Raw genomic sequence first — 8,913 nt, 5'->3', positions numbered from 1 at the left:
CCAAACCCTCAAGTCGATGGATCGTGATCGCTTTGCGGATACCATGGGGCGGCATATTTCCGAATTAAATGCCGTTCATCCGTTCCGTGAGGGCAATGGTCGCACCATGCGGCTGCACTTGCAGCTACATTCCCTTGCGGCCGAGAAATTCGTCTCGATCCAGGCAATGGGGCCGAAGGACTGGATGGAGGCGAGCCGCGACAGCTTCCATACTGGAAATCACGCCTCCCTCGCCAAAGTCATCCGTGATGCCATGCCCCTCGAACAGAACCGCGTCGAGCCAGCGCGTGGGCCAGCGGGCATCGCGTTTCCACCCTCGATGGAATCTCTCATGCCAGTTGGCGAACGACGCGCAATGAGTATCGAGCAGGCCAAGGATCAAATCAGCCGTTACCTACCTACTGCGCAAACCGTTGCGTCGCGGCAGCATGAGCAGCTTAATCGGATCGCGGAAACGTCCGCTGACATGCGCCAGCTGGCCGCGCGTTCAGCGCAGGAGCTTGCCTTTTTCCGCGATCCCAAAGGGCCGATGCACCACCTTCAGCTGATTGAGCAACGCCGCTATCATCAGATCGAAGTCAATTGGTCCGAGGGTATGGACCCGCTGCAAAGAGTCCGCGCCATCAGCGCGGGCGCCGCAGATTTCCTTTCGAAAATGACCGACCGCGACATTCAGGCCGCCGATCGCGCGCTACGTCTGCAAGTCATGCCTCCCGGCGTCAGTCAGGTTGATCTACGCCTTGCCGCGCAATTCGAGAAAAACTCGCCTGAGCAGAACCGCGCCGATGCCAGGTTCGCGCAATTCCAGCTCGCCATTGATAAGCGCGTCGCGACAGCTACCGAGCGCGGCGCATCGAAGGAACAGCTGGCGCAGATCGTCGAAAGCGCAAAGGCCCATGTCGCCGCAACATTGCGCGAAGGCAAATCACCGACGCCGACCGCCGAGAAATCAAAGGACCGCGAGCGCTGAAAATGAGCGGCCAGGGCCGCGCGCTTCGTAGTCTGTCAGCTGCCACATAGGATCGAGCGGCCCAGGGCCGCGCTCCGTCAGTGGTGGCAGCTGCCACCGGGGGAACACCAAGGGCACCCGCCCTTTCGTTCCCGAAGCATAATCGACAGGACCGGGTTGCCCGACAAGTTCGGCCAGTTCCGGCGCGCTCGCGCGCGCCGGGGCCTCCCTAGTCGCGCCGCCCGCACCACTCCCATCGATTTTGCTCCCCCCTCCCCATCCCGCGCTTCGCCAGCGGGTCAGAGCCGCAGGCCGCAGGCAGCGGCTTCGCCTAAAGGAGTGAGGAAAATGGAAGCGACAACTGACCAGATCGCCACCGTTGCGGCGCTGAACGACATTGCGCGGCGAACGATGGGCGTGACTTGTCGCACCGTGATTACGCAAGGCATCGCGGCGCTGGACGAGAATACGCAGTCCGACATTCTCAAGATGATCGAGGGCTTTGAGGATTTCACACCCGACAACGATCCTCACGGCGAGCATGACGCCGGTTTCCTTTATCGCGATGTGATCGGCCAATGGCATACCCGCTGGACTGACGACAGCACGCGCCCAGCCCTCTCGGTCATGTGGAAGTTCGACTATTACGACCGCGATCTTGAATTTGGCAGCGCCGAACCATGGAATCCCGATGCCACAACCCGCGTGCTCACCATTCTCCTAACCAGCGAATATTGAGGGAGGCCACCATGACCAAATCGCCCCCCGTGATCGAGCTTAGCTGGCGTGATGAGAATTACGGTTCCGTCTGCGCTGTCGCCGCCTTCCGCAACTATGCGGGCACACTGGATTGGAGCGACCGCACCCACCAGCGGTTTCGCGGATGCCTGAAACGCGCAGGCTTCGCCTTCCACGATGGCCGGTGCAGCTACATCGCCACCAGCGGCACCCGCGAGGATCGGCAGCGCGCCCTTTGTGACGAGCTGGCCCGCGCAGGCTTCCAGATCGACAGCGGCGACGTGAGGGCAGAGGCATGAACCGCGAACGCCGCAAGCAGATCGCCGCCGCCCGCGTGCTGATCGACAAGGGCAAGGCCCTGTTGGATGAGGCGCGCGACATGCTCGAAACCGTCAAGGATGACGAGCAGGCCGCCCGCGAAAATCTGCCACCCAGTCTTGAGGACAGCGAACGCGCGCAGGCGATGGACGCCGCAGTTTCCGAACTGGAAAGCGCGATTTCAGCCCTTGAAGACTTCGACGCCGACGAGATCGGCACGCAACTCGACACCGCCAGCGAATAGGAAGGATTGACCATGCAACCCATGCGCCACCTAGATCGAGACACGCGCCGCGCCCGCCTTCTGGCGGCGCGCACGCGCCCCGTCGGCGGCATCAACCGGCGCGGCATCTTCACCGGCCATTGGGACGGTGGCGATGTTGTGCGCCAGTTTCGCGGCGATAACGGATCGTGGATCGGCCTTGCCGCCTACAAGGCGAAGGAAGAGCCGGAGCCGCAGCCATGAAAATCAGCAACACGGCGAGCGCCGTTCGCGTCACCCTCTCCCCCACCGAGATCAGCGATTTGCAATTTGTGATCGAGGCGGCCGAGCGCGCGGGGCATTATATGCCCGCGCGCGTCCTCAACATCATGGCGGCGCTGACGCGCAGCGCCGACGATGTTCGGATGAAACAGGCCATGAAGCGGGCGGAAAAAGATCGCGTGACGCGGATCGAGCAGGACCGACGCGCGCGCGAACGCCAATTCATGCTAGGCGACCGATACAGCGTCATGGCGAGCCGCGCCGACTACGCCGATGCGTCTTCTGATCCGGACGCGCGCCAATGGGTTGACCTGGTGTTTCATGAAATCATGCAGAGGCCGCTTCCCGATCAATACGAACTCCGGCGCGACGTGTGGCGTGTCCACGTTGTCCAACTGGACGGCGGCACGCTCGGCGCTGTTGTAGGCGGCGATTGCACTCAAACCGCCGACCCCGCCGAAATTACTTCCGTAGCGGAACAGCTGATCGCCCGCTTCGAGGCCAGAGCTTGACGCGCGTGGAGCGGTGGCAGCTGCCACCGCTCCAGAGAGATCTAGAATCTGGCGATGAGAGGCAGCAGCGCCGCCGCTTGGCTTCCCAGGACCGGCACCCAATAATTCGCGGCGCGGTAATCAGGGCCGTGATCGACCGCCATCACCCCAAAGACATATCCGATCATTGGCAGCGTCCACAGCAGACGCCCGCCCAGGTCCACGCCCATCAGCACCAGCGCAACGCCAAGCACAGCCCAAAGCGGAATCAGTCGTTCCATGATTTCGCGATGACGGATTATTCGCCATGCACTTTCCCGGTCATCGGCGCTAACCTGCGATACGAGGCCCATAGCTTCCCCTTTTCATCAACGGTCGCCGGCGATCATCCAACGGCTTCACGAAAATGTGAAGCGCGTTTCGCGCGCATTCTCGCCAATCCGTTGTATAGCCCCCATCGAGCGAGGGCGAGGGACTGTGACAGCGGCCCTTCGCAAATCCTCTCGCTCAAAGGAGGTGATGTGATTTGACAGCATATGAAGCAGCTCAATTGACGATCGCAGCCGTCGCGCTCGTGATCGCAATTGTGAAGCTGGGGAAGTCCGATAAGGGCTGATCTAGCGGGGCGGGTGGTCTGACAGGGCCGCCCGCCCTAAATGTTTGAACCCGCCGTGTGACAGCACGGCGGGTTCAGGTAGGTGCGTGAAATGAATCAGCACACGAAGCATTGCCTATATAGCCCTTTTCCCTTGCCAATCCAATAACCGACGCGCGCGCGAGGTGTTCCCCGTCTGTTCCCTTTGGCGCATAAGCGCCCAATGGCCGCGAACTACAACCGCCCCAAGCCCATTGATCCTATCTGGTATCGGCAAGGCTGCTATCTGCGCATCTATTGCGCTTGCGGTCGCCGCGTTGTCGCCCCGCTGGGCGACTTCGCCCGCTCGCGCCGCATTTCTTTCGATACCCGCATTTACGAGCTGATCGCGCGGCTTCGGTGCAGCCAGTGCCGCCGCAAGCCTTATGCGGACGTGTCGCGCAACCGCTCGGGCAATTAAAATGACGGAGGATCCGATTGCTCGGATGCTTCCGGCGCTATCCGTTGGGCATGTCGCCGGCGACATGCCGCAGCGTCCTCTAGGTCACCGCTATGCTATGACCTGGCGGGCGCTTTTCCCTAGATTGAGGCGGCAATGCCGCCGCGTCCGCTGTTCGACTTTGGGGCCTGTTCCTGCCCCCTGCCGCAAGGGCTGGACCGTCTCGGCCGCTGTGCGGCCTCGCTTGGCGATCAGGCGGGTTTCCCCGCCCTTCCTTCGCTACGCTCCGTGCAGGACGGGTGATCCCCCTCCCCCCTGATCGGCCCTGATTTGCGGCATTCCCCGGCCCTGCTCGCCGCTGGGCAGAAGTCGATGACCCGTCATCGCCTTCGGCTCCATTCTAGGCAGGGAAAACAGCACATGACCGACATTCCGTTGGCAACGATTCTTCGGATCAACGCCGCCCGCACCATTCCGCTCGCTCGCTATGAGGAAGAGGGCAATTTTGACCGCTTCGGCTACATCAAAGACCTTGCCGAAAATCATGGCGCTGACCTTCCCGCCGTCATCGAGATTGCCGACCTACTAGGACCGGATGAAGATTTTGACGGCCTTGTGACCACCATCGAGGACGCCGCCGAGGGCTTCGGCTTTGGTGCTCTTATCCTCGGGGGGGCGTGAGCATGGGCCAGGAGCTTATGACGCCCGCGCAGATTGCGGATATTTGCGACGGCCGAGACAAGGCCATAGCCCTTTGGCTCGGCCTCTATGACACCTACCATGCAACCCGCGACGAGGCGGCGCGCCTGACCCTTGGCGGCCCACTATCGCTGTCATGTGGCCGCGACTGGACCGAGGACACGTTGACTCGCGCTTTCAGCTGCCACCGCCTGTCCTGGCGCAGATTGAGGCGGCAAGCCGCCGCGCTGATTTGTCGCGTTTGGGGCCTGTTCCTGCCCCCTGCCGCAAGGGCTAGACCGTCTCCGCCGCTGCGCGGCTCCGCTTGGCGATCAGGCGGGTTTCCCCGCCCTTCCTTCGCTGCGCTCCGTGCAGGGCGGGTGATCCCCCTCCCCCCTGATCGGCCCCGTTTGCGGCATTCCCCGGCCCAGCGTCGCCCGCTTTCGGCAGAAGTCGATGACCCGTCATCGCCTTCGGCTCAATTAGGAAGGGAAAGCCCATGAAAATCCGTATCTACCGCCAGACCGAGCAGGACTTTGACCGAATCGAGATCGAGGGCGCGACCTTTGAAACCATCGTCAGCCGGGCAGCGGTCGAGGGGCTTCAATGCAGCGGTTACAACAGCAATCCGAGCCAGCGGCTTGAGTTGCAGGGCGCACCGAAATTCAAGGGCGTTTGCGGTCCTATGTGGGATGGCGATGCGATCCGCTACGAGTGCAGCGCCACCTATGCGGAGTTGAGCGCATGAGCGCCGCCGCCGCGATACGCGCCGCGTTGCTTCGCAGCTTTTCCGCGCCGTCGCCCTGCCAGCAGGAACGCGGGGCCGAGCATTGGCCGATCAATCTTCACGGACCTTGCGCCGAGGATAAGGCATGGTCCTTCATCATCGGGATCGAGGATGGTTGGTTTTCCTATGATCGTTCCGGGCATCTGCAATGGTCCCCCATGGGCCGCGACCGTTACGCGGCAGGCGATAGCGCCAGCTTCACCGAGGCGAGCGGCCAGACCGCTTTCGCCTTTTGAGGGGATCGAGCATGGCCCGCCATTGCATCCGCGAACCTCGCTACGTTCCCCCGGTGCAGCGCATCGGGGAGCAACCCGACTTGTTCGGTGGACCGACCCTTAGCCACGTTGCCGAGCGCCAAGGACCGCCGAAAGGATGGCAGCGCCAATTGCAGAAATGGGGCCGCTGCACCGTCATTGCCGATCTTGAGGCAGCGCCGCCGTCTGTCATCGACCCTCCCCCGTCCCCGTCTCCGGTTTTCCTTGTCGCTTGCGTTGCTGCGAAGCTGGACCGCCCCGCCCCGGCGCGCGATCTTTACGCATCGCCATGGTTCCAGAAGGCCCGTGCCTATGTCGAACGACAGGGCGGCGCATGGTTCATCCTGTCAGCAAAGCATGGCCTGATCGCCCCGGAAACCGTCATCGCGCGCTATGACGAAACGCTAGGCGCGATGAAGGCAGGCGCGCGCCGCCTTTGGGGCGCGCGCGTGATCGAAGCAATGGCCGAGCAGATCGACGCCGCCGCGCCGCTGATCGTTCTCGCAGGCCGCAACTATCGCGATCCCCTTTGGCCGCAGATCGAACGGCGCGCATCGGTTCCGATGGAGGGGCTTGGAATCGGTCAGCAGCTCGCTTGGTTAAGCGACAACTGAAAGCGAGAATTGTCGCGGTCCATGCGCAACTTCGCGCGATGCGCTTCGAGGGGGCATCTGTTTGTCGCGCCGCCCTTTCAATCTATCCAACGCCATTTGGCGTTGTGAGTTTGAGGATTATAGGCCCATCAACGGCCCAAGCCCCCCGGTAGGGCCGCCCACTCTCGGCAAGCGCAAATGGCGTAGTTTGCGCTTGCCGGGAGACCAGTTGCCCTCTCTATATGGCAAGGTGACTGCCCCCACACCGACAGCGCCCTTGTGGACCCAAGATCAGGCCATTGCCTATGAGGCAGCCCTTGAGGCCATCAACGATGTTATCGCCGGTTACAGCGAGCAGATCGCGCTTGAGCATGGTCGCGTTGTGCCGAACACGGCGCGGATCGCTTGGCTCGAAATGCGGACGGATCAGGCATCGGCCACCGGCCATGCGCTCAATGTGATGGATGATGAGAATGTCCGACAAACGCTGCTGGAATACAGCGCGATCGTTCGGGCGCGAGACGGCGCAGGGTGAAGGTCCGCCCGATGGGCGGGCGTTAGTTCGTTAAATCCCCCCGTCAGTGTCTTCCTAGCATGAGGGCTGCACCAGGCCGCATCAAGGATCGGCGGTTCCCCCAATTTGCTGCGCAAATCGGCTCCCCCACCGCCCGCTAGCGCGGCCGCTTCGCGGTCCCTGACCCGACCCGGCGCTGCCCTCCCCTTGGCCTCGCCAATTCCGGCAACAAGGAGGTTGTTATGTCTCATCGTCTGTTCGCTCAGCTGGCTTTCGAGCGTGCGCTTGGAAATGCTGCGATCGAGGCGCTGGCGACCGCGTTGAACGATAAGGATCATTTCGACGCGGAAAGCATGTGGCCGAAAGACCCGATGTTTATCGGCAAGACGAGTGCTGACATCGAGGCGGTTGCGGCCGAGCTGGGCCAGATCATCGAGGACCGTATCAAGGACGTGCTCGACGGCCCCGGCATCCGCAACATCGAGCGCGGCGAATGCGTCTATCCGCAAGTCGTCGCGGTCGTGCTGGCGGCCAAGGCGAAGCGCGGCCAATCCGGCTGACGCCGGAGGGGCGGGCTTAGCCCGCCCCTTTTCGCCCGCTGGGCGAAACCGATGATCTCGGTGCCATGCAGAGCGCGGGACGGGGCATCGAACCCCGCCCCGCGCAATCTCTTCTCTCTGTGTGTCGTGGCATTTTGGCATGGGTGCGCGCCAGCTTTCAAGGATCGGCGGTTCCCCCAATTTGCTGCGCAAATCGGCTCCCCCACCGCCCGCTACCGCGGCCGCTTCGCGGTCCCTGACAGCCGGCGCCGGTGCCCATGCCGGGTGTCTCCCGTCACCAACGAGAAGGAGAACCGGATGCACATCAAATTGTTTAGAGCACTGAAAGCGGCTAATCTGTCCGACGACGCCGCAGCGGAAGTTGTAGAGGCTATTGAGGAGTATATCGCCGTGAAGGTTCAGGAGGCGAACAAGGGAATCGAAAGCAAGCTGACGGCACAAACTTGGGTCATCGGCAGCGTCGGTTTCGTCCTCGCAGTCATCGGCCTCGCGCCCGCTTTCATCAAACTGTTCCAGTAAGACAAAGGGAGGCTTCGGCCTCCCTTTTTTTGCCGAACCGACTGATTGTCAGGAGACGCAAATTGACCGACTTCGCACAAGCACGGCTCGATATGTTCGAGAGCGGTTTATTCGGCCAGGGCAATGCTTTCTGGCGCTGGATCGCCACGGACGAGGCGCGGCCCTATCTGGCCGCTTTCGCCGCCGATCGCGCGCCACCCAGCGGAAGCGAGTTTTTCGCGGCCGATCTTACCGCCGAGGATCTACTTGATTCCGATCACCTGGCCGAGCTTGCCCAGAAGATCGAAGCGGCTCACGGCTAGCGCCGTGCGCGCCGGGGCTATTTGCGAGCAGATGTGCGCTGTTGCTCCGCCACGTCGCGGATCATAGCTGCCCAGCATCCCAAGATCATGCCCTCTTCATTATCGACTTCGCTTGTGGCGACCGCATAGATACCCAGCAAGTTTGCAACCTCGCTCGCCTCGACAATGCCTTGACGCGCAAGCAGCGTGGCAAACATCGAGAGTGCTCCCCCCATTGCCCGCACCAGCGGCGCATCTTGTAGCAGTCGGTCAAATTCGCGGGGCGGGTTACTGGACATAGATTGTTCCGATCAAATAAAGCGACTGCCTTTCAGGACTTGTCGCGGGAAGTGCTATCCGCTGCCAATAATTCGACAGCCGATAATCCGAAAGCATCGGCAAGGCTCTCCAAGGTAGCAAGCGTTGGATTACCATGTCCGCGCACCATGTATGAAATATGTGACGCCGCAACGCCCGAGCGTTCGGACAACTCCCCTTGAGTTATGCCTAGTTTCTTTAGTTCGCGAGCGATGTTGGCCCCGAGCTGGGCCATCAACGGCGATGTTCGTTTCAGGTATATGGTTGGCATCGTGTTCGCGTCCTTCTGGCTAGGCGCAGAATGTCGGCACGGGCAGCATGGCGCAATAGGGTTGCTCTAGAAGCTATTTGCGCCATGGCTTTCGCGCCTAGCGCAGATGGTATAGATTGTGCGC

19 protein-coding genes are annotated in these 8,913 nt (G+C 61.9%); 16 read left to right on the top strand and 3 right to left on the bottom strand.

The features are described 5' to 3' along the window. From V2I08_RS17625 to V2I08_RS17600, 6 genes are all read left to right on the top strand, one after another. Positions 1 to 970: Fic family protein (locus V2I08_RS17625; RefSeq protein ID WP_349636185.1), on the top strand; the 970-nt coding region annotated here is incomplete at its 5' end. Between the two features lie 327 nt (positions 971 to 1,297). Continuing rightward, positions 1,298 to 1,687: a DUF3768 domain-containing protein gene (locus tag V2I08_RS17620; protein ID WP_013054018.1), complete on the top strand. Its 390-nt coding sequence runs from the start codon at positions 1,298 to 1,300 to the stop codon at positions 1,685 to 1,687. 11 nt (positions 1,688 to 1,698) lie between these two features. Then, positions 1,699 to 1,986 (top strand): hypothetical protein, encoded by a 288-nt coding sequence (locus tag V2I08_RS17615; RefSeq protein WP_006953883.1) that lies wholly within the window; start codon positions 1,699 to 1,701, stop codon positions 1,984 to 1,986. Then, positions 1,983 to 2,249, top strand: a complete 267-nt coding sequence (locus V2I08_RS17610) for a hypothetical protein (RefSeq protein ID WP_004213311.1) — start codon at positions 1,983 to 1,985, stop codon at positions 2,247 to 2,249. The genes V2I08_RS17615 and V2I08_RS17610 overlap by 4 nt, the downstream gene beginning before the upstream one ends. Positions 2,250 to 2,270: 21 nt before the next feature. Beyond that, entirely contained in the window at positions 2,271 to 2,471 is a 201-nt protein-coding gene (locus V2I08_RS17605; RefSeq protein ID WP_020819821.1) for a hypothetical protein, read from the top strand. After that, complete coding sequence (locus tag V2I08_RS17600) at positions 2,468 to 3,001, top strand: hypothetical protein (RefSeq protein WP_007016089.1); 534 nt, start codon at positions 2,468 to 2,470, stop codon at positions 2,999 to 3,001. Before V2I08_RS17605 ends, V2I08_RS17600 begins: the two co-directional genes overlap by 4 nt. 41 nt (positions 3,002 to 3,042) lie before the next feature. Here V2I08_RS17600 and V2I08_RS17595 read toward each other — a convergent pair whose 3' ends face one another. Then, positions 3,043 to 3,333 carry a hypothetical protein gene (locus tag V2I08_RS17595; RefSeq protein ID WP_006953889.1) on the bottom strand — a complete coding sequence of 97 codons (291 nt, stop codon included), beginning with the start codon at positions 3,331 to 3,333 and terminating at the stop codon, positions 3,043 to 3,045. Positions 3,334 to 3,798: 465 nt separating this feature from the next. On the opposite strand from V2I08_RS17595, the gene V2I08_RS17590 reads away from it, so the two are divergent. The 10 genes from V2I08_RS17590 to V2I08_RS17545 all read left to right on the top strand — a co-directional run bounded on the left by V2I08_RS17590 (position 3,799) and on the right by V2I08_RS17545 (position 8,221). Further along, complete coding sequence (locus tag V2I08_RS17590) at positions 3,799 to 4,035, top strand: hypothetical protein (RefSeq protein WP_006953891.1); 237 nt, start codon at positions 3,799 to 3,801, stop codon at positions 4,033 to 4,035. 135 nt (positions 4,036 to 4,170) lie between these two features. After that, positions 4,171 to 4,317, top strand: a complete 147-nt coding sequence (locus V2I08_RS17585) for a hypothetical protein (RefSeq protein ID WP_006953893.1) — start codon at positions 4,171 to 4,173, stop codon at positions 4,315 to 4,317. A 117-nt stretch (positions 4,318 to 4,434) separates the two neighbouring features. After that, entirely contained in the window at positions 4,435 to 4,695 is a 261-nt protein-coding gene (locus tag V2I08_RS17580; protein WP_006953895.1) for a hypothetical protein, read from the top strand. A gap of 496 nt (positions 4,696 to 5,191) precedes the next feature. Then, positions 5,192 to 5,440: a hypothetical protein gene (locus V2I08_RS17575; RefSeq protein ID WP_006953897.1), complete on the top strand. Its 249-nt coding sequence runs from the start codon at positions 5,192 to 5,194 to the stop codon at positions 5,438 to 5,440. Beyond that, positions 5,437 to 5,715, top strand: a complete 279-nt coding sequence (locus tag V2I08_RS17570) for a hypothetical protein (protein WP_228168060.1) — start codon at positions 5,437 to 5,439, stop codon at positions 5,713 to 5,715. The genes V2I08_RS17575 and V2I08_RS17570 overlap by 4 nt, the downstream gene beginning before the upstream one ends. Before the next feature lie 11 nt (positions 5,716 to 5,726). Next, the gene (locus V2I08_RS17565) at positions 5,727 to 6,347 is read left to right on the top strand and encodes a DUF6884 domain-containing protein (RefSeq protein WP_007016086.1); all 621 of its coding nucleotides are present in this window, start codon (positions 5,727 to 5,729) and stop codon (positions 6,345 to 6,347) included. Between the two features lie 256 nt (positions 6,348 to 6,603). Beyond that, positions 6,604 to 6,861: a hypothetical protein gene (locus V2I08_RS17560; RefSeq protein ID WP_006953903.1), complete on the top strand. Its 258-nt coding sequence runs from the start codon at positions 6,604 to 6,606 to the stop codon at positions 6,859 to 6,861. A gap of 221 nt (positions 6,862 to 7,082) precedes the next feature. Continuing rightward, positions 7,083 to 7,400, top strand: a complete 318-nt coding sequence (locus V2I08_RS17555; protein WP_006953908.1) for a hypothetical protein — start codon at positions 7,083 to 7,085, stop codon at positions 7,398 to 7,400. A 297-nt stretch (positions 7,401 to 7,697) separates the two neighbouring features. After that, positions 7,698 to 7,919 (top strand): hypothetical protein, encoded by a 222-nt coding sequence (locus V2I08_RS17550; protein ID WP_004213291.1) that lies wholly within the window; start codon positions 7,698 to 7,700, stop codon positions 7,917 to 7,919. Positions 7,920 to 7,981: 62 nt separating this feature from the next. Further along, entirely contained in the window at positions 7,982 to 8,221 is a 240-nt protein-coding gene (locus V2I08_RS17545) for a hypothetical protein (RefSeq protein WP_006953912.1), read from the top strand. Between the two features lie 17 nt (positions 8,222 to 8,238). On the opposite strand, the gene V2I08_RS17540 is transcribed toward V2I08_RS17545, so the two are convergent. Continuing rightward, on the bottom strand, positions 8,239 to 8,499 hold the full coding sequence (locus V2I08_RS17540; RefSeq protein ID WP_225870704.1) for a hypothetical protein: 261 nt from the start codon (positions 8,497 to 8,499) through the stop codon (positions 8,239 to 8,241). 32 nt (positions 8,500 to 8,531) lie between these two features. Beyond that, positions 8,532 to 8,789, bottom strand: coding sequence for a helix-turn-helix domain-containing protein (locus V2I08_RS17535; protein ID WP_081215339.1), 258 nt, complete (start codon positions 8,787 to 8,789; stop codon positions 8,532 to 8,534). Positions 8,790 to 8,913: the final 124 nt, after the last annotated feature.

The organism is Sphingobium sp. MK2 (assembly GCF_040170545.1).
Lineage (GTDB): Bacteria > Pseudomonadota > Alphaproteobacteria > Sphingomonadales > Sphingomonadaceae > Sphingobium.
Note: the sequence above shows the minus strand (reverse complement) of the source record. Positions and strands in the feature narration are given on the sequence as shown.

Coding starts and splice junctions, on each gene's coding strand:
- V2I08_RS17585 (WP_006953893.1), top strand. CDS start 4,171: ATGCCGCCGCGTCCGCTGTTCGACTTTGGGGCCTGTTCCTGCCCCCTG.
- V2I08_RS17595 (WP_006953889.1), bottom strand. CDS start 3,333: ATGGGCCTCGTATCGCAGGTTAGCGCCGATGACCGGGAAAGTGCATGG.
- V2I08_RS17555 (WP_006953908.1), top strand. CDS start 7,083: ATGTCTCATCGTCTGTTCGCTCAGCTGGCTTTCGAGCGTGCGCTTGGA.
- V2I08_RS17610 (WP_004213311.1), top strand. CDS start 1,983: ATGAACCGCGAACGCCGCAAGCAGATCGCCGCCGCCCGCGTGCTGATC.
- V2I08_RS17620 (WP_013054018.1), top strand. CDS start 1,298: ATGGAAGCGACAACTGACCAGATCGCCACCGTTGCGGCGCTGAACGAC.
- V2I08_RS17570 (WP_228168060.1), top strand. CDS start 5,437: ATGAGCGCCGCCGCCGCGATACGCGCCGCGTTGCTTCGCAGCTTTTCC.
- V2I08_RS17540 (WP_225870704.1), bottom strand. CDS start 8,499: ATGTCCAGTAACCCGCCCCGCGAATTTGACCGACTGCTACAAGATGCG.
- V2I08_RS17615 (WP_006953883.1), top strand. CDS start 1,699: ATGACCAAATCGCCCCCCGTGATCGAGCTTAGCTGGCGTGATGAGAAT.
- V2I08_RS17590 (WP_006953891.1), top strand. CDS start 3,799: ATGGCCGCGAACTACAACCGCCCCAAGCCCATTGATCCTATCTGGTAT.
- V2I08_RS17580 (WP_006953895.1), top strand. CDS start 4,435: ATGACCGACATTCCGTTGGCAACGATTCTTCGGATCAACGCCGCCCGC.
- V2I08_RS17605 (WP_020819821.1), top strand. CDS start 2,271: ATGCGCCACCTAGATCGAGACACGCGCCGCGCCCGCCTTCTGGCGGCG.
- V2I08_RS17600 (WP_007016089.1), top strand. CDS start 2,468: ATGAAAATCAGCAACACGGCGAGCGCCGTTCGCGTCACCCTCTCCCCC.
- V2I08_RS17565 (WP_007016086.1), top strand. CDS start 5,727: ATGGCCCGCCATTGCATCCGCGAACCTCGCTACGTTCCCCCGGTGCAG.
- V2I08_RS17575 (WP_006953897.1), top strand. CDS start 5,192: ATGAAAATCCGTATCTACCGCCAGACCGAGCAGGACTTTGACCGAATC.
- V2I08_RS17535 (WP_081215339.1), bottom strand. CDS start 8,789: ATGCCAACCATATACCTGAAACGAACATCGCCGTTGATGGCCCAGCTC.
- V2I08_RS17550 (WP_004213291.1), top strand. CDS start 7,698: ATGCACATCAAATTGTTTAGAGCACTGAAAGCGGCTAATCTGTCCGAC.